The 18,550-nt window shown below is 58.5% G+C and carries 17 protein-coding genes, 1 tRNA gene and 1 riboswitch; of the genes, 12 read left to right on the forward strand and 6 right to left on the reverse strand.

Translation table 11 applies throughout. The features are described 5' to 3' along the window. Positions 1-2: 2 nt before the first annotated feature. Positions 3-728: a precorrin-2 C(20)-methyltransferase gene (locus ACEN2J_RS12505; protein WP_442106264.1), complete on the forward strand. Its 726-nt coding sequence runs from the start codon at positions 3-5 to the stop codon at positions 726-728. After that, positions 725-1,459 (forward strand): precorrin-3B C(17)-methyltransferase, encoded by a 735-nt coding sequence (gene cobJ, locus ACEN2J_RS12510; protein ID WP_442106266.1) that lies wholly within the window; start codon positions 725-727, stop codon positions 1,457-1,459. Before ACEN2J_RS12505 ends, cobJ begins: the two co-directional genes overlap by 4 nt. Here cobJ and ACEN2J_RS12515 read toward each other — a convergent pair. Beyond that, positions 1,435-2,178: a cobalt-precorrin-6A reductase gene (locus ACEN2J_RS12515; protein WP_442106267.1), complete on the reverse strand. Its 744-nt coding sequence runs from the start codon at positions 2,176-2,178 to the stop codon at positions 1,435-1,437. The genes cobJ and ACEN2J_RS12515 overlap by 25 nt on opposite strands. Here ACEN2J_RS12515 and cbiE point away from each other — a divergent pair. The 7 genes from cbiE to cobF all read left to right on the forward strand — a co-directional run bounded on the left by cbiE (position 2,177) and on the right by cobF (position 8,345). Beyond that, positions 2,177-3,361 carry a precorrin-6y C5,15-methyltransferase (decarboxylating) subunit CbiE gene (gene cbiE, locus ACEN2J_RS12520; RefSeq protein WP_442106269.1) on the forward strand — a complete coding sequence of 395 codons (1,185 nt, stop codon included), beginning with the start codon at positions 2,177-2,179 and terminating at the stop codon, positions 3,359-3,361. The genes ACEN2J_RS12515 and cbiE overlap by 2 nt on opposite strands. Further along, positions 3,358-3,714 (forward strand): cobalamin biosynthesis protein, encoded by a 357-nt coding sequence (locus tag ACEN2J_RS12525; protein WP_442106270.1) that lies wholly within the window; start codon positions 3,358-3,360, stop codon positions 3,712-3,714. Before cbiE ends, ACEN2J_RS12525 begins: the two co-directional genes overlap by 4 nt. Beyond that, entirely contained in the window at positions 3,711-4,496 is a 786-nt protein-coding gene (cobM, locus tag ACEN2J_RS12530) for a precorrin-4 C(11)-methyltransferase (RefSeq protein ID WP_442106271.1), read from the forward strand. Before ACEN2J_RS12525 ends, cobM begins: the two co-directional genes overlap by 4 nt. Beyond that, positions 4,493-5,815, forward strand: a complete 1,323-nt coding sequence (locus ACEN2J_RS12535) for a cobyrinate a,c-diamide synthase (RefSeq protein ID WP_442106273.1) — start codon at positions 4,493-4,495, stop codon at positions 5,813-5,815. The genes cobM and ACEN2J_RS12535 overlap by 4 nt, the downstream gene beginning before the upstream one ends. Beyond that, positions 5,812-6,534 (forward strand): uroporphyrinogen-III C-methyltransferase, encoded by a 723-nt coding sequence (gene cobA, locus ACEN2J_RS12540; RefSeq protein ID WP_442106274.1) that lies wholly within the window; start codon positions 5,812-5,814, stop codon positions 6,532-6,534. Before ACEN2J_RS12535 ends, cobA begins: the two co-directional genes overlap by 4 nt. Before the next feature lie 83 nt (positions 6,535-6,617). Then, a riboswitch (cobalamin riboswitch) is annotated at positions 6,618-6,833 on the forward strand. Between the two features lie 33 nt (positions 6,834-6,866). After that, on the forward strand, positions 6,867-7,535 hold the full coding sequence (locus ACEN2J_RS12545) for an energy-coupling factor ABC transporter permease (RefSeq protein ID WP_442106276.1): 669 nt from the start codon (positions 6,867-6,869) through the stop codon (positions 7,533-7,535). A 60-nt stretch (positions 7,536-7,595) separates the two neighbouring features. Further along, a complete protein-coding gene (gene cobF, locus ACEN2J_RS12550) occupies positions 7,596-8,345 on the forward strand; it encodes a precorrin-6A synthase (deacetylating) (protein WP_442106278.1) in 750 nt (249 codons plus the stop codon). A 20-nt stretch (positions 8,346-8,365) separates the two neighbouring features. Here cobF and ACEN2J_RS12555 read toward each other — a convergent pair whose 3' ends face one another. After that, positions 8,366-8,881 (reverse strand): chemotaxis protein CheD, encoded by a 516-nt coding sequence (locus tag ACEN2J_RS12555; RefSeq protein WP_442106280.1) that lies wholly within the window; start codon positions 8,879-8,881, stop codon positions 8,366-8,368. Between the two features lie 203 nt (positions 8,882-9,084). Between ACEN2J_RS12555 and ACEN2J_RS12560 the strand changes: the two genes are divergently transcribed. Continuing rightward, positions 9,085-9,174: transfer RNA gene (locus ACEN2J_RS12560), tRNA-Ser, on the forward strand. Between the two features lie 365 nt (positions 9,175-9,539). Here ACEN2J_RS12560 and ACEN2J_RS12565 read toward each other — a convergent pair. The 3 genes from ACEN2J_RS12565 to ACEN2J_RS12575 form a co-directional block, all read right to left on the reverse strand. After that, positions 9,540-11,354, reverse strand: a complete 1,815-nt coding sequence (locus ACEN2J_RS12565; RefSeq protein WP_442106281.1) for a PHA/PHB synthase family protein — start codon at positions 11,352-11,354, stop codon at positions 9,540-9,542. After that, on the reverse strand, positions 11,351-13,321 hold the full coding sequence (gene ftsH / locus ACEN2J_RS12570; protein WP_442106283.1) for an ATP-dependent zinc metalloprotease FtsH: 1,971 nt from the start codon (positions 13,319-13,321) through the stop codon (positions 11,351-11,353). Before ftsH ends, ACEN2J_RS12565 begins: the two co-directional genes overlap by 4 nt. Positions 13,322-13,452: 131 nt before the next feature. After that, on the reverse strand, positions 13,453-13,665 hold the full coding sequence (locus ACEN2J_RS12575; RefSeq protein WP_442106285.1) for a hypothetical protein: 213 nt from the start codon (positions 13,663-13,665) through the stop codon (positions 13,453-13,455). Positions 13,666-14,353: 688 nt separating this feature from the next. On the opposite strand from ACEN2J_RS12575, the gene ACEN2J_RS12580 reads away from it, so the two are divergent. Beyond that, entirely contained in the window at positions 14,354-16,090 is a 1,737-nt protein-coding gene (locus ACEN2J_RS12580) for a type I secretion system permease/ATPase (RefSeq protein ID WP_442106286.1), read from the forward strand. Then, positions 16,087-17,391: an HlyD family type I secretion periplasmic adaptor subunit gene (locus ACEN2J_RS12585; protein ID WP_442106288.1), complete on the forward strand. Its 1,305-nt coding sequence runs from the start codon at positions 16,087-16,089 to the stop codon at positions 17,389-17,391. The genes ACEN2J_RS12580 and ACEN2J_RS12585 overlap by 4 nt, the downstream gene beginning before the upstream one ends. A 482-nt stretch (positions 17,392-17,873) precedes the next feature. On the opposite strand, the gene ACEN2J_RS12590 is transcribed toward ACEN2J_RS12585, so the two are convergent. Continuing rightward, positions 17,874-18,548, reverse strand: coding sequence for a trypsin-like serine peptidase (locus ACEN2J_RS12590; protein ID WP_442106290.1), 675 nt, complete (start codon positions 18,546-18,548; stop codon positions 17,874-17,876). Positions 18,549-18,550: the final 2 nt, after the last annotated feature.

An 18,550-nucleotide genomic window follows, 5' to 3' on the forward strand; every position in this document is an offset into this window, starting at 1 on the left:
CCATGGCCCGTATCATCTGCGCAGGGCTTGGGCCGGGCGACCCCGATCTGATCTCGGTTAAATCCGACCGTGCGGTGCGGGGCGGCCAAGTGATTGCCTATTTCCGCAAAGCGGGCAAACGTGGCCAAGCCCGCCAGATTATTGAGGGCATGTTGCGCGCAGATGCGACCGAGTTGGCGATGGAATACCCAGTCACCACCGAAATTCCGTTTAACAGCCCAGAATACAACGACCTTTTGGCGCATTTCTACGATGATTGGGCCGAACGGCTTGCCGCCATGCCGGGTGAGGTGGTGGTGCTGTGCGAAGGTGACCCCTTCTTTTACGGCTCGTTCATGCATCTTTATACGCGCCTGCTGGGGCGGGTAGAGATTGACGTCATCCCTGGCATCACCGGCATGACCGGCTGTTGGAATGCGACCGGCGTGCCGATCACTTGGGGGGATGACGTAATGAGCGTTCTGATGGCCACCCTGCCCGAGGAAGATTTGGTGCGTCACATGGGCCAAGCCGATGCGCTGGTGATTATGAAGACCGGTCGGAACCTGCCCAAAGTGCGCCGCGCACTCGAAAAGGCAGGGCGGCTGGATGAGGCGTGGCTGGTCGAACGTGGCACGATGCCCAAACAACGGGTGATGAAGCTGGCCGATTTGCATGACAGTGACACGCCGTACTTTGCCATCGTTCTGGTTCATGGCCATGGTCGGCGGCCGGAGATTGCAGAATGACAGGTTGGCTGGTTGTTGCAGGGCTTGGCCCCGGTGCGGATGAATTGGTGACACCGCAAGTCGCCGCCGCACTGGCGCAGGCGACCGATGTTGTCGGCTATATTCCCTATGTCGCCCGCGTGGCCCCGCGTGCAGGGCTAACGCTGCATCCGTCCGATAACCGCGTTGAAATTGACCGCGCGCAGCATGCCTTACAAATGGCATCCGAGGGCCGCCGCGTGGTCGTGGTGTCGTCTGGTGATCCGGGTGTTTTCGCCATGGCATCGGCTATTTTTGAGGCGTTAGAGGCGCGGCCTGAATTCCTTAGCCTCGATATTCGCATTCTGCCCGGCATCACTGCGATGCTTGCGGCGGCGGCGAGTGCGGGTGCGCCCTTGGGCCATGATTTCTGCGCGATTAACCTGAGCGATAACCTGAAACCCTTTGCCACGGTCGAAAAACGTGTGGCATTGGCGGCGCAGGGTGATTTCGCGATGGCGTTTTACAACCCGCGTTCGGCCAGCCGCCCGCATCAATTTGCCCGTGTGCTCGAGGTTTTGCGCGAACACTGCGAGCCCTCACGCCTGATTATCTTTGCCCGCGCGGTTTCTACACCGGATGAGGCGTTGAACACGGTCACTCTGGCCGAGGCGACGCCTGAAATGGCCGACATGCGCACCGTCGTGCTGGTCGGAAATTCACAGACCCGCCGCATCGGGCCGCATATTTACACGCCGCGTTCCGCGCTATGACCCAACCACGCCATCACCTCGGCCACCGAGCCCGCAACTTGGCGTGGCGGCAAAACCGGACGGTCGATCAAGATCACCTGCACGCCCAGCGCGCGGGCGGCGGTCAGCTTGGCCTCGGCACCGCTGCCACCGGCGTTTTTGGCCACGATATGGGTGATGGCATGGGCTTGCAGCAAGGCCGTATCGCCGGCCACGTCAAACGGCCCACGCGCGATGATCGCCGTGGCGTTGGGCAAGGGCAATGCATCGGGCCGATCAACCAAGCGCAGCAGATAGAAATGCTGGGGTTTTGCGACAAAAGGTGCAAGGGTTTGCTTGCCAATCGCAAGGAAAACGCGGGCGGGCGCATCGGGCAGGGCAGCAACAGCGCCTGCAATATCCGGCACATGCAACCAATCATCCCCCTGCGCAGCGCGCCACGGCTTGCGCTCCAACGCCAAAAGTTGAACACCGCAGGCAAGGCTGGCCTCAATCGCATTCCGGCTCATCTGTGCGGCAAACGGGTGGGTTGCATCGACAATATGGGTGATGCTGTGGGCCTGAATATAGGCTGCAAGCCCTGCAACACCACCAAACCCGCCCACACGCATCGGCAAGCGTTGGGCGGCGGGCTGCGCGGTGCGTCCGGCATAGGAAAACACCGCGTCCATGTCCCGCGCGGCCAAAGCCTCGGCAAGGCTGGATGCCTCGGTCGTGCCGCCCAGCAGGAGAATGCGCATGGCTGATCCTTGGTTGCATATCATAGGCCTGAATGAAGACGGCTTGGCCGGTTTGTCAAGCAATGCCCGCAGCGCGCTTGGCGCGGCAGAGGTGATCTTTGGCGGCCCGCGTCACTTGGAACTGGCAGATGCCGGCCCACGCGGGCAGGCTTGGCCGATTCCGTTTTCCGTTGATCCTGTGATGGCCCTGCGCGGGCAAAAGGTGGTTATCCTTGCGTCAGGCGATCCGTTCTGGTTTGGCGCGGGCGGGTCGATCACCCCGCATCTTACCTCTGATGAATGGCGCGCGTTTCCGTCACCGTCCACCTTTGCACTTGCCGTCAACCATTTGGGCTGGCGGCTTGAAGAGACCCACTGTTTTGGCCTGCACGCAGCGCCTTTTTCACAGCTTTTGGGGCATCTGCACAAAGACGCCCAGCTCATTTGCCTGCTGCGAAATGGTACTGCACCCGCCGAACTGGCCGCTTGGCTGGTGGCGCAGGGGGCCGAGAAAACCGAAATGTTCATCATGGAACGCCTCGGCGGGCCGAACCAACGCGTGCGCCATACCCGCGCAAATGCGTTTGATCTGACGGATGTACAGGCGCCTGTCGCTGTGGCGCTGCACATCGCCCAAAACGCGGGCCGCGCCAATGCGCCCGGCCTGCCCGACGACAGCTTTGCCCATGACGGCCAAATCACCAAACAACCGATACGCACCCTCACCATCGCCGCCCTCGCCCCGCGCAAAGCCGCGCTGCTGTGGGATATCGGCGCGGGTTCGGGTTCAGTATCGGTCGAATGGTGCCTTGCGGGGGGGCGTGCTGTGGCGATGGAGGCAAAACCCCAGCGCTGCGCCAATATCGCCACCAACATCACCCGCTTTGGGCTGGCGCAGCAGATGACGTTGGTTGAGGGCAAAGTAGATCCGACCCGCCTGCACGATCTGCCACAACCCGATGCCGTATTTATAGGTGGCGGCGCAAATGAGGCGCTTGTCAAGGCGCTGTGTGACCTGCTGCCCCAAGGCACGCGGCTGGTGATCAACGGCGTGACGTTGGAAACGGAAATGCTGCTGGCCCAGTGGCACGCCCGCAAAGGCGGCAGCTTGTTGCGGATTGAACTGGCTAGCGCCGCCCCGCTTGGCACAATGCGCGGCTGGCAACCCGCACGCCCCGTGGTGCAGTGGAGCGTGGCGCTATGATCGTTGCAGGGTTTGGCGTTCGGGCCTCGGTCACGTTGACCAGCCTGCGCGGGTTGTTAGGGACAGCCCAAGTTGATGCGCTGGCCGTGGTCTCCGATAAAGCCGATCATCCGGCGCTTGTTGCCCTTAGCCATGACCTCCAAAAACCGCTGCACCGAATTGCATTGGACGCGCTGGCGACCAACCGCGCCCAAACCCCTGCCCCACGCCAACCCCAACGCTATGGCCGCTTTTCGGTGGCCGAGGCGGCGGCGCTTGCTGCTGCTGGACCGGGGTCTATACTGATCCAAAGCCGTATCACCGCGCCCGACGGCACGGCGACCATGGCCCTTGCACAAGGACAAACCGCATGACCGTTCATTTCATTGGCGCAGGCCCCGGTGCCGCCGACCTGATCACCCTGCGCGGGCGTGATCTGATCGCCGCCAGCCCTGTGTGCCTTTATGCCGGATCGCTGGTGCCACAAGCGTTGCTGGCCCATTGCCCCGAAGGTGCGCGGATCGTGAACACCGCATCATTGTCGCTGGATGAGATTATGGCCGAGATTTCCACCGCCCATGCCGCTGGCCAAGACGTGGCGCGCCTGCATTCGGGCGATTTGTCGGTATGGTCGGCGATGGGCGAACAGCTGCGGCGCTTGCGCAGCCTTGACATCCCCTATGATGTGACGCCCGGCGTGCCGTCTTTTGCCGCCGCCGCCGCCGCCTTGGGGGCCGAGCTAACCCTGCCGGGCGTGGCGCAATCGGTGATTTTGACCCGCACCTCGGGACGTGCCAGTGCGATGCCTGCGGGTGAAACGCTGTCGGCCTTTGCCGCGACGGGGGCGACGCTGGCGATCCATTTGTCGGTACATGTGCTGGACCGCGTGATTGGAGAACTGACCCCGCATTACGGGCCCGATTGCCCCGTGGCGGTGGTGTGGCGGGCAAGCTGGCCAGACCAGCGCGTGGTCAAGGCCACGTTGGAAACACTCGAAACCGCTATTGGCGCAGAAATGGAGCGCACGGCGCTTATCCTTGTGGGGCGTGCGATTGGGGCCGAAAGCTTTGATGAAAGCCGCCTTTACGCAGGTGACTATGACCGCCGCTATCGCCCTGTCGGCACCGAGCCGCGCTTTCCCGATACCGCAGAATGATAAAAGGCTTACTCATATCGGCGCCCGCCTCGGGCACTGGCAAAACCACTGTCACGCTGGGGCTGCTGGCGGCCTTGCGGGCGCAAGGTATCACGGTGCAACCGTTCAAAAGCGGGCCGGATTATATTGACCCTGCCTTTCACACCGCAGCCGCAGGGCGGGCCTCATTTAACCTTGATAGCTGGGCGATGCCCAAGGGCGCGCTTGGCCACATGCTCACCCATGCAGCCGGGGCCGATCTGATCTTGGCCGAGGGGTCAATGGGCCTGTTTGACGGTGTGGCGCTGCCGGGCGAAACGGGCAGTGGTGCCAGCGCGGATATCGCCACATTGATGGGCTGGCCTGTGGTGCTGGTTGTGGATGTCTCGGGTCAGGCACAATCGGCCGCCGCCGTGGCGCTTGGCTTTGCAAAACTGCGGTCGGAAATGCCCTTTGCGGGGGTAATTTTGAACCGTGTGGCATCACCCCGGCATGAAGCGCTGGTGCGCGCGGGAATGGAAACCGTCGGCATTCGGGTCTTTGGCGCGCTGCCGCGCAACCCCGACATCACCCTGCCCGAACGCCATCTTGGGCTGGTTCAGGCCGAGGAAAACCCGGAATTAGAGGCGATTCTACAGCGCGCAGCCACATTTATTGCTGCACATGTTGATATTGCGGCGTTGATTGAGGCCGCAAACACGGCTTCATTTGCGGCAGACCCGAGCCCGCAATCGCCCCCGCCAGGCACGCGCATTGCCCTTGCGCGTGACGCCGCATTTTCATTCGTCTACCCGCATCTGATTGAAAGCTGGCGTCAGGCAGGTGCTACGATCTTGCCCTTTTCGCCACTTGGCAATGAGGGCCCCGATGACAGCGCCGACTGTTGCTGGTTGCCCGGCGGATACCCCGAACTGCACGCAGGAAAAATTGCAGGGGCCACGATTTTTCTACAAAAAATCAGACGCTTTGCTGAAACAAAGCCTGTGCATGGCGAATGTGGCGGCTACATGGCCATGGGCGCGGGGCTGATCGATAAGGACGGTGTGCGGCATGAAATGGCGGGGCTTTTGGGCCTTGTGACATCTTATGCAAAGCGCAAAATGCACCTTGGCTACCGGCGGGCACGGCTGGCCAATGCCATTCCCGGCCATGCTGTGGGCACCGGCCTGCGCGGGCATGAATTTCACTATTCCACGATTCTAGAACAGCCCGACACGCCTTTGGCCGAGGTCTTTGATGCAAGCGGCGCGATCGTTCCTGAAACCGGCTCCTTGCGCAGACAGGCACAAGGTGGCATTGCAACCGGAACCTATTTCCACTTGATCGGGCGCGCGACATGACCGGATTTGTTTCTTTTGTTTCCTCTGGCCCCGGCGACCCTGATCTGCTGACACTCGCCGCCTTAAAACGGCTGCAAAGCGCAGATGTGGTTTTATATGACGACCTGTCGTCCGGCCCGATATTAGAACATGCAAGGCAAGGCGCAGACTTGATTAGCGTCGGCAAACGCGCCGGCAAGCCCTCGGCCAAGCAAGACCATGTCAATCGTCTGATCGTCGAACATGCACAAAACGGGTCGCGCGTGGTGCGCCTGAAATCGGGGGATGCTGGCGTTTTTGGTCGGTTGGAAGAAGAAATTACTGCCTTGCGCGCAGCGGGCATCACCTTCGAAATTATCCCCGGTGTGACGGCCGCCTCGGCCGCCGCTGCGGCGGCAAAAATCCCGCTGACCCGTCGGTTGACCGCGCGGCGCGTGCAGTTTTTGACCGGTGCCGATGTGACAGGGGCATTGCCCAAAGGGTTGAACTGGGCGGCACTGGCAGACCCTGATGCGACAACAGTGGTCTACATGGGCAAACGCACCAGCGCGGCACTCGCGACCCAATTACAAGCGCATGGAATGGCCGCCAGCACCCCGGTTTTGCTTGCGCAAAACGTCTCAAAACCCGATCAAAGCCTGACGCGCGGCACGCTTGGCACACTTGCCCAAATCGTGGCCGATGAGGGTAATGACGGCCCTGCCCTTATTATGATCGGGCCATTGGCCGAAAGCGAATAGTTTCATTGACACAAACGCCCCGAGGTCGTGAAACTGCACCAGTTCGCCGCAATTTACCTTGACCAAACCGCCCCAAAGGCGGCAAATGAAAGTGCAAGGTGTTCGATCGGCGCAAAGCGCCCGAACTGAAACGGGAATGGGAACGGGCGGACCAAATGCGGCGCCCAAACCCCAACCGCCCCCGCGACTGTATGCGGCGAGCGGCTTTCCAAATTGCCACTGACCGGGGTTCCGGTTGGGAAGGCGGAAAGCAGCAACGACCCGCGAGTCAGGAGACCGGCCTGCGCAAGAAACATTAACGCCGTCGGGTGTGACGGCATAGGAGACTGACCATGCATATCGAACCAGGCATCGTAACCGGCGCCAAAATCTTGTTCAGCTATGGCACCGCTGCCGCAGCTGCGACCTATTCCGTAAAACTGATCGCAGAGTCGCTGCGCGAAAAGGGTGTGCTGTCGCTTGCCGCCCGCGCGATGATCTCAACCGTTTCGGTCTTTGTGTTTTTCCAAATTATGCCGCATTTCTCGGTCGGCGTGTCTGAGGTTCACTTTATCCTCGGCTCGACGCTGTTCTTGCTGCTGGGTGCCGCGCCGGCCGCGATTGGCCTTGCGCTTGGCCTGCTGTTCCAAGGCATGTTTTTCTCACCGATCGATCTGCCGCAATATGGCATGAACATGACCACCCTTTTGGTGCCCCTGTTCGCCATTCAGGCCATTGCTGCGCGCACAATTTCGGCCAACACCGCCTATGTTGACCTGAGCTATAAGCAAGCGCTGATGCTTTCGACCACGTATCAAGCTGGTGTTGTGGCTTGGGTGGCGTTCTGGGCGATCCTTGGCAACGGTTTTGCTGCTGCCAATCTGGCCAGCGTTGCGACCTTCGGCATCGCTTACATGTCGGTGATCTTGCTAGAGCCGCTGGTTGATCTGGCTGTTCTGGCAATTGCGAAAAACCTTAAAGATTCCAATCTCGTCACACCGCGCCTGCACAACGCAGCCTAATCTGACAAACGACAACAAAAGCAGCCCCTTAGGGGCTGTTTTTTTATGAGAGCATCCAAGGTGAAACAACTTTTCCTGATTGGTATCGGCACTGGCAACCCCGAACATCTAACCCTGCAAGCAATTCGCGCACTGAACGCCGTTGATGTTATTTTGATTCCACGAAAGGGCGATGGCAAAGCCGACCTCGCCGCGCTGCGCCGTGACATCTGTGCCGAGGTGCTGACCAACCCAGCCACCCGCATCGTTGAATTTGACCTGCCCACACGTGATGAGGCCCTGCCTGATTATGTTCAACGTGTCGAACACTGGCATGACCGCATCGCCGAAGTTTGGGCCCAAGCACTGGCAGGAACCCAAGGCCCCAAGGATACAGTCGCACTGCTCGTCTGGGGGGACCCATCCCTTTATGACAGTACGTTGCGCATTGCTGCGCGGCTGTCTCCCAATCCGAACATAACAGTCATCCCCGGCATCACGTCACTACAAGCCCTAACGGCTGCGCATGCAATTGCACTGAATGATCTAGCGGCACCATTTACTGTAACCACAGGGCGGCAGCTCCGCGATAACGGTTGGCCAACGGGCATTAACCGTATTGCGGTCATGCTTGATGGCGAATGCTCTTTCCAAAGCCTGCCCCAAGATAATACGCAGATCTGGTGGGCCGCCTATGCGGGTATGCCGCATGAGACCATTCTCTCGGGTCCGCTTTTACAAACTGCGCCACGCATAATTGAAACGCGCAAAGCGTTGCGTGCCGAGCATGGCTGGATCATGGATATCTACATCTTGGATCGTTCCGGTTAAGCTGCGAAAACCAGCTTTTGCTACGCGTGCCCCCCTCCGCTATAAGAGGCTAGGGCCTCATGCGGCAGACCATCGCTCATTGAGCGTTCGGTACAGGCCCCTGTTGACGGCGAAAACCGAATACGCCGCACCTGATCGCCACCTAATCCCTGTTTCACGATAGATAAATCATGTCGTGCAAGAAAACCAACCGCAGAACCGGCGTTGCGCTTGCCGATATCTCGCCGCCCGTCATGGATCTTGGCACCCCCGAAAAGGCTGACTTTTACGCGCCGTACATTTCCAGCCTTCTCTTCGATCTGCGCAATCAAGTTTGAGATCGCTTGATTGCAAAACCGCCTGTCCTGTGGGGAATAGGCCAGACCGTCCGGAAACAGAAAATGCGCCATTCCCCCAAGTTTTGCCGCAGGATCATACAGACAGACTGCAACGGACGCCCCAAGGATGGTTGTAAACGTCACATCCGGATTTGCCGATACAGCAACTTGTCCCGGCACCACATGCAGGACACGGGGCACACTAAAAACCTCACTCACCATCTGCACTCCTTTGCGCGGTAGGGCAGCGTTTGCCGAATTCCAAACGCTTAGGCAGGCTGATCCAATGCCCCAAGATCACCAACCTAACCAAGTCACCCTAATCAAAAGTAAATCAAAGCCACTATCGCTCAGATCTTATGCAAGAATGCTGAGACTTGGGCTTGAAATCCCCAATGGCCATGGTATTAGGGCGACGTATAGGATGGGTGGCCGAGCGGTTTAAGGCTCTAGTCTTGAAAACTAGCGTGCGGGGAACCGTACCGTGGGTTCGAATCCCACCCCATCCGCCAATACTATTGAAATCATTAAATAATTCCGGACATCACGGCCCAGCCCCTAACCAGCCCCTAAACCTCTTGGCGCTGGCCGTGTTGGTTTTGTTGGCGACTCCATCACGATAGGATGGGCAGGGGTGCGTCAGAATGTCGCGCCCTTGCGCGCATGTGGCCGTTGATGGTCCGGCTGGGGCGGCGGTGGTTGCGTGTTGGAGGTATTCGCCTTCCTTTTGGGGTAAGTTTCAGTAATTCACGGTGATGGCGGGCATACCCTTGAAAATGCAAGCCTTAGTCTTTGTCATCGCTGCGTTTGATAGAGCGATTTGCAAGCGGAAATGTTGTCATAACATTCTCTTGACGCCGTCACTTTGGGGCAGCCCTCACATCTGGTATACATAAGTGCCGGGCGCTGTCGCGAGCACTGGATACTCCTTCTTTGGTGCGCCAGTTGCGGGTGGCTGCGTGACGCCGCTGCTGTTTGCATTCAGCCAGTCAACCCACGCAGGCCACCACGATCCCGGCAGGGCCGTGTTCTGTTCAAACCAGGCGTCAGGACCAACATAGCGCGCACCGGCAGGTCGCAAGGAGCACCTGAAGTGGCCGCGTTCGGCGCTGGGTTCGTTGATAATGCCACCGTTATGCCCACCGCTGGTCAACACAAAGGTCAGATCGGCATCAGTGAACAGCTGCGTCTTGTAGACGGAACGCCAAGGCGCAATATGGTCTGTTTCGGTGCCTACGGCAAAAATGGGGGCCGCTATGTCCTTCATCGCGATCACCCGCCCTTCAACGGCAAAGCGACCAGCGGTCAACCGGTTTTCCAGAAACAAGCCACGCAGATATTCCGAATGCATACGGGCGGGCATACGGGTGGTATCGGTCACCCAGACCCCCATATCCGTCGGCAAATCTTCCTTGCCGAGGAAATAACGACGCACAGCGCGGCTGTAGATCAGATCTTCGGATCGTATCGCAGAAAAGGCACGCGCCATTTGCGGGCGGTCAAGATAGCCTTTCTCCCACATCATATCTTCAAGAAAGGAGATCTGGCTTTCGTCCAGAAACAAGAGCAACTCTCCCGCTTCCATAAAGTCAATCTGTGCTGCCATAAGGGTTATCGAGGCCAGTCGGGTGTCGTTGTCGCGCGCCATGGTCGCCGCAGCGATCGCCAGCATTGTTCCGCCAAGGCAGTAACCAACGGCATGGACTTGTTTTTCGGGGACTATGGCATTGACCGCATCAAGTGCGGCCATCACGCCGTTCTTGCGATAGTCTTCCAGTGACAAGTCCGCCTGATCCGAGGTCGGGTTACACCATGAGATCATGAAGACAGTGTAGCCCTGCTCAACCAGATAGCGGACCATGGAGTTATGCGGGCTCAGATCAAGAATGTAGTATTTCATGATCCATGCAGGCACGATCAGGATCGGCTCGGCCTGAACCTTATCGGTCTGGGGCGCGTATTGGATCAGTTCGAACAGATCGTTGCGAAACACCACTTCGCCGGGCGTACAGGCCAGATCTTTGCCAATCTGGTAGCCTTCAGGCGCAGGCTCATGCCGTTGCGCGATAGTGCTCATGTAATCATGTAGAAAATGAGCGCCGCCTTCTGCGAGGTTTTTGCCTTTGCAGGCCAGCGTTTGTTCGATGATCTCGGGATTGAGCGCCGGAAAGTTGGATGGTGACATAAGGTCAAGCATCTGGCGTGCCATGAAACGGGTCCGGTCAGCATCTTCGGGTCGCAATCCGCGCAGATGGTCGGTCGCGTAATCCCACCAGTCCTGCATCGCCAGAAAACCCTGGCTCCAGGCATTGAAAGGTGCCTTGTCCCAGCCCGGATGCTGGAACCTGTGGTCATAGGGTTTGGGGCTGAAGGCGGGGGCGACATCCGCCTTTGGACTGATGGCCTGCTTCATCAGTTTCGCTATGTTTTCATGTGCGTGCTCGGCCAGTTCAAGTTGCCGTCCCGGCGCACGCGCGATGTGAAGCGCCCAGTCGCTCCAGGCTTCTATAAATGCATGTGGCGAAATTCCCCCAGTCATCATGGCAGCCGCCGCACGAGAAGCTCGGTCCAGATTTTCGTGTGGATGGTTCTCATGCTGGCGAGCCTGCTGGCTGGATGCGATGACCGCAGGCAATTGGGACCGCGCAGGTGCCTCGGGCTGTGGTTTGGTTGCTTTTTTGCCTTTGGTCATTCGGAACTTTCCAATGCAGGTTGGCCTGCTGTGCCCGTCGTTTTGGGGCAGGTCTTTGAGGGAATTTTCGGATCAAGGCAGCTTTTGATAGCGGCCAGATCCAACGTTTCTTCCGCTTCCAGTCTGGCGACAAGATGATCAACCGCGTCGCGATGGGATTCGATCAGATGGAGCGCTTCATTTTCGGCCGTGTGCAAAAGGTCCATGACCGCCTGATCAACCCTAGCGGCCGTCTCGTCGGCAAAGCTGCGAGGCTGGGCCATCTGTTGGCCAAGGAAAGGGTGTTCGACGCTCTGACGCAGATCAACCGGGCCGATTTCCGGATCCATGCCCCAGCGCGAGATCATCGCGCGCGCAATTTCTGTGGCGCGGCGGATATCGTCGTCCGCGCCGGAACTGACTGACCCAAGCAGCAGCTTTTCTGCTGCCCGCCCAGCCAAGAGCGTACGCAACTGACCGCGCAAATGTGCTTCGGGCAGTGTATGCCGTTCGTTGGTCGGCAACATCTGAGTGTTGCCAAGGCTTTGACCGCGCGGAATGATCGATACTTTGTAAAGCGGATCTGCATTGGGGGTGTAATACGCAACCGCAGTGTGCCCTGACTCGTGCACGGCAAGGCGATGTTTTTCGTCGGGTTGTATCGCCAAAGTGCGTACAGTCCCCATCATGACCTTGTCGCGTGCCTCGTCCAGATCAGTCATGATGATCATTCTGGCAGAGCGTCGCGCCGCTGTTATCGCAGCCTCGTTGAGCAGGTTTTTCAAATCGGCACCCGAGAATCCGGGGGTCCCGGCCGCCACCTGATCCAGATCTACATCGCCATCCATAGACAGGTGTCGCGCATGGACATCAAGGATCGCGCGGCGGGCGACTTTATCTGGCAGCGAAAGGGTCACGTGCCGATCAAAGCGACCGGGACGCAGCAACGCAGGGTCAAGCACGTCCGGACGGTTTGTTGCGGCCAGAACCACCACGGCCTCGCGGTCGCCAAAACCATCCATTTCGGCAAGGATCTGGTTCAGGGTCTGCTCCCTCTCATCATGGCCCCCACCCACACCCGTGCCACGGGTGCGGCCAATGCTGTCCAGCTCATCTATGAAAATCAGCGAGGGTGCCTGTTTTCTCGCCTCCTCAAACATTTTGCGCACGCGGCTCGCCCCGACACCGACGAAAACCTCGATAAATTCTGATCCCGATGTTGAGAAGAAAGGCACCTCAGCCTCACCCGCCAAGGCACGTGCTAACAGGGTTTTCCCAGTACCCGGCGGCCCCATAAGCAGCACGCCATGAGGCACGGTCGCGCCGACATTCTGAAATCGTTCAGGATCACGCAGAAATTCAACAAGTTCCGAGACTTCACGTTTGGCTTGGTCCTGACCTGCCACATCGGCGAAGGTGGTGTTGGTGATCTTCTTCGCTGGTTTGGCGGAGCGCCCTCCCATCAGATCCCTCAGGCCGCCCGGTGTTCCCGCACCGAAGCCGCCGCCAAGACCGCCCGCCATCCGGCGGCTGAGCCAGAAATAGAAGGCGAGAATCAAAAGCCACGGCAGGAAAGAAACAAGTATGGAGGGCGTACGCGGCTCTTCTGCGGTTACCACAACGCCCTGTTCCTCAAGCAACGGCAGCAGTGTCGGGTCGATCTGCTGCGGAAGGATCGCACGAACCGTTTCCATCCCTTCGGCACTCGGTTCCTTCAGGTGGCCAGTGATGGCCGTTGCCTCCAGTGTCGCTTGGTCGATACCCCCATCTCGTATCAATTGTTTGATTTCACTGTAAGAAACGGTCTGATATGTCGATGGATTTTCAACGATGGAGAACAAGAACGAGCCGATAATCAGAGCAGCAATAACCAACTGCCAAACCGGCAGCATGCGCGGGTCGAACTTTGGCTTATCAGGAGGTGTCGTGTGATTATCCATCTTGCTGCTACCTACAATATCCGCGCCGACGAAACCAAACCGCCACAATTGATCGCCCCAACGGACAGTTTACGCAATTTGAGGGATGCGCATTGATGCAGATCAGAAAACTGACTTGAGGCAACCACGCTGGCTCCGGATCATAGCCGGAAAGATTGCGCGCTTTGCGTCAATTCACGCTATGGCTCGCCGCTGCGGCCCGGTATGAGGCAGAGGGTGGCGGCCGCAGCAAACCCTGCTTCCGACATATAAAATGCCAGTTCGGTCACTCCACCTGTTACCATGATCAAGCTGCTTTCGATCATCGGCGTCAGGCCCATAAAAGAACCAACCCTCGAGATGAAACCAACTGTACAGCCGAAAAGACGGTCGTGTTCTGGAAACATCTCCACAAACACTGCTGCAGCCGAAAGGATCAAACTATAAGTCGAATGGGAAACACTGAAATGGCGTTACGCTGATGCAAACCTCGCCTACCGACGAACAGATCAATTGATATAACACCCTCCGGTAAAGCCGGGGCTTTTAATAACGCCTTGACTGGTGGTTTTGGCGTGGATAGCCTGCTTCAAAGGCTCGGAGCAGCGGCGTGAATGTGATCTGTGATGTCAACGCGTTGACCTATGGCAGAGTAGATGGTCAGCTCTTGTGTGCCTCTCGGCGGTGGCGCGTTCACGGGTGTTTCTGACAATTCCGAGGCGCCCGTGTTTGGCAGCCAGCTTGTGGCGGATACGAACGGAGATGGCGTGACAGACATAGTAGTGGCGCTGGCTGGCCTCACAAATGCCAAGGATCTCACCGCTTTCGATGTCCTGTGTACGCAACAAAAGGCCGAACATTTCGCCCGAGGACGGCCCCCCTTTTTAATCCGACACCGGATCAACGCGCTCGAAAGTTATGGGAGCACCATGAAGATTTATCTTGCCCGAGACGTGAACAGGACGCCCACCGAACCTCGGGGCAGTTGCCAGCAGGCTGTAAAAAATACCTGCCGGAACGCCGCATATTTGGGGTCACGCTCTGCAAATGTTTTCTCCGTAGGCACATCGTGTTCAACGCACAGCAAAAGGATGAGCCCGTTTGGACGAGGGTAAGCTGACGCAAGGCGCGAGAGAGCTTAGGTCCGCGCGGCGGGAAGCGTCCGCCCTGATCTGGGCGGCTATTTTGTTCGGTTTTGTGGTCAATGCGCTAATGCTGACCGGGCCTCTCTATATGTTGCAGGTCTATGACAGGGTCTTGGGCAGCGGCTCTGAGGAGACGCTTGTCGCGCTCTCGATCCTTGTGGTTGGCTTGTTTCTGACTATGGGAATCCTGGATTTTGTCCGAAGCCGGGTGATGGCGATTGTTGGCGCGCGGTTTCAGGAACGGCTCGACCGACGGGTGTTCAGCGCCTCGATGCAGATTTCGGCACTCGCACCGAATGATGCCGGGGCCGTGGTCGCGCAGCGGGATCTGGAAGCAATCCGGTCATTTCTGGCCTCCCCCGTCCTACTTGCCCTGATGGATCTGCCTTGGACACCCTTATTCTTTGCGGCGGTTTTCATCTTTCATCCCTATCTTGGCTGGCTCGCTGTCGGTGGCGGCGCATTGCTCATCTGTGTCACCTTGTTGAACCAGGTCCTGTCGCGACAACCGCAGATAGATGCTGGCCAAGCATCGGTGCAATCGGAACGCCTTTCCGACCAGTTGAAGAACGAAGCCGAGACGCTACAGGCGCTCGGGATGTCCAACGCTGGTTTTGACCGCTGGCAGGCCTCTCGGCGCAGGGCATTGCAAAAAGCAATCGCGGCGGGTGGTGTGGTCGGGGCCTTCGGCGCCATAACAAAAAGCTTTCGTCTATTCCTACAGTCGGGAATGCTGGGTTTGGGTGCATGGTTGGTCCTGCAAGGCGAGTTGACGGCGGGGGCGATGATCGCAGGCTCGATTTTGATGGGAAGGGCCCTTGCCCCGATCGAGGTGTTCGTTGGTCAATGGGCGGTCGCGCAGCGCTACCATGAAGCTTGGAAACGGCTGTCCACCCTGCTCTCGCGCGTTCCGCAATCGCAACCGCGCACGACCTTGCCACGCCCGCGCGCCCTTTTGGAAGTCGAGGCCCTGAGTGTCGGGCCGCCCGGCGAGCAGGGAACCATTCTGCGCAATGTCAGCTTTCAGCTTGAACCAGGTCAGGCAGTCGGTGTCATCGGCCCTTCTGGGTCAGGGAAGTCGACGCTCGCCAAGGCGTTGACGGGTGTCTGGCGCCCGCTTGCAGGAAAGATACGGTTAGATGGGGCAACATTGGATCAGTATGACCCAGATGTCCTTGGCCGTCTTCTTGGCTACTTGCCGCAGCGGATCACATTGTTCGACGGAACGATTGCCGATAACATCGCCCGTCTTGATCCACAGCCTGATAGCGAACGTGTTGTTGCAGCAGCAATGAAAGCCGATGCGCATGATATGATCGTAAAACTGCCCAATGGCTATGATACCCGCATTTCGGCAGCAGGCGGGCGGCTGTCCGGCGGCCAAATACAGCGTATTGGCCTTGCACGGGCTCTCTATGGCGACCCCGTATTATTGATCCTCGACGAGCCCAACTCCAATCTCGACAATGACGGCTCGGCCGCTGTCAATGCGGCGATCCGGACGATTAAGGCGGAAGGAAAGTCGGTGCTGATCATGGCGCATCGTCCTGCGGCGATTCAGGAATGCGATCTGCTGTTGGTCTTTGAGGACGGCATGCGCAAAGGCTTTGGACCGCGCGACCAAGTCCTGAGAGAGCTTGTCCGAAATCATACAGACATCTTGAAACCCTCTTCGACGAATGGTGCGACATGAGTGACGAGGACATGAACTGGTCTGCACGCGGGCCGCTCTTCTGGGGTTTTCTGACTCTGGCGCTGCTGGTTGGCGGTCTTGGCACATGGTCTGTCCTGACGACGCTATCCGGGGCAATCGTCGCCCCAGGCCAGATTGAGGTTGCTCAAAACCGTCAGGTCGTCCAGCACATCGATGGCGGCGTGGTGGCGGAAATCCTTGTTACCGAAGGCGACAAGGTTAAATCGGGTGATGTTCTTTTGCGGCTGGATGGCAGCCAGTTGCGATCCGAGTTCACAATCGTCGAGAACCAGCTCTATGAAATGAGTGCGCGGCGCGCGCGACTGGAGGCCGAGCGGGACAATGCCGATGACGTGCAGTTTTCTGCGGAGCTGTTAGCGGCGGCCACGCGCTGGCGAGACGTTGCAGAGATGCTCGATGGGCAGGCAAGTCTTTTTGCCGCCCATCGCGAGACGCTTGAGCAGGCGATAGACCAGCGTCAAAAGCGCATCGGGCAGATTGGTAGTCAGGCCGAGGGTATTGCGGCGCAACAGGCCGCCGTAGAGACACAGGTGGCACTTCTGAGTGCCGAGTTTGAGGTGCAACGCGACTTGCTGGCTAAGGGTTTGACGCAGGCACCGCGGGTGTCGGCGATTGAACGGGAACTGGCGCAGGTTCAGGGGCGCGTCGGTGAATTGATGGCGGCCCAAGCCGAAGCTGCTGGCCGGATCACCGAGATCGAGATCGAGATCCGCGCCCTTGCCACGCAACTGCGCGAAGGGGCCGAGGCTGAACTGCGCGATGTTGCCGCGCGCGAGCTTGAACTGTCCGAGCGACAACGCGCCTTGGCCGAGCGCATTGCACGTTTGGACATTCGCGCCCCAGCAGAAGGAATTGTGTTCGGCCTTCTGGTGACCACGCCACAGTCCGTGATCATGCCAGCCGATCCGTTGATGTTCATCGTCCCGCAAGACCGTCCCCTTTTGGTCGCGGTTCGCGTCCCCGCCACGCATGTAGACGAGGTCAGCCTTGGCCAAGACGTGCGTCTGGTGTTTTCGTCGCTGCCGTCACGTACAACGCCAGAGGTCATCGGTCGTGTAACCCTCGTCGCGGCAGACGCATCGATCGACGAACGAACGGGGATGACGTACTATCGGACGGAGATTGCGATTGACATCACAAGCCTGCAGAACATCAGCAAGGTCGGTGTCGTCCCCGGCATGCCGGTAGACGCTTTCATCCGAACCGTCGACCGGACGCCATTGTCCTACCTTCTAAAGCCGTTCACCGATTACTTTCGCAATGCGTTTCGCGAAACCTGATCCTTGCAGCCAAATGCCGGGATGGAATAAAGCGGCTCTGCTATCTGCTGAACTGGCCGACGCCAGCCACGTTAACGTGTCCACATGCGCTTAAGAGAGCCCAAAAACCAGAAATCATGAGCCCCCAGATCACGCGCATCGAGAAGATCAGCCACCCACACCGGCAAACCATCGTGATAATTGATGATAGAAGGCGCGCTGCGGGGGGTCTTGCAGCCCACAACAATTCCGCCTCTGCAAAAGTGGGCTAACCCGTCTGGTGCCCTGGCGCCCCAGACGCCAGAGCCGCTTGGTCTTGTCCTTACATCAGGCAAAGATAAAGTCGTCTGCAGTCAGCGCGGTATACGGCCTGATATTGTTTCCTTATCTTCACGTCATGCGTACAGGGGTGAGTGGAAAACTCAGCAGGCTTGTTTTTGTGATAGCCCATATGGCAACAAGCTGCGTTCCCTTAGGCTTCCATAGGCCTTCTAAAGCACGCCCTATCGGTCTGGTTTCCCGCAGAGGTCTGATGCGGAATCGGCAATATATGTTGCCTTTGACCGCGTTTTGCGTGTCGCAGAAACAACGCCCGCGACACGCCATTCGCCGCCTTGCCAGATCAGCACAGGCGAGCCGGAACCGCCGGGTGCCTGCGGGCAGTCGAGCGCTAGAAAACCGGCCTGAACAGGGCCTTCGATCGTGCAGTTCCTTTGTTGCAGAACCTGCGATTTCGGGATGCCGTAGCCCATCAGAACGACGTTTCGCCCCGCCATTGTCTCTGCTTGCGCAACAATGATGCCCGGCACGCCAACCGCGAGGCCGCAGCCAAAAGCGATATCCATGGCCGGATTGGTCACAAACTCTGCGGCCCTTGCCTGAATATGGGTTTGATAGTCTCCACGGTCATATCCAAAGAGGAAATGCAGCGAATCCTTCTTAAATCGTGGCAGGCAATGTGCCGACGTAATCAGATTGCCGTCAGAATCAGCGAACCCGGTACAGTGGCCGCGCGTCTTAAATCCTGCCGAACTGACCCGCGCGATTTCCGGCAAAGCGCCGCTTTGTGCGGCAACAGGTGCGGCAGAAAACCAAATGGGCAAGGCGAGAACCAAGACGCCGATACTCTGGGCAAAGCGGCAGCGCAACGTTTGCCCCCAAACATCTGTGCAGCGCATTT

Source organism: Pseudorhodobacter sp. W20_MBD10_FR17, assembly GCF_052119765.1.
Classification (GTDB): domain Bacteria; phylum Pseudomonadota; class Alphaproteobacteria; order Rhodobacterales; family Rhodobacteraceae; genus Pseudorhodobacter.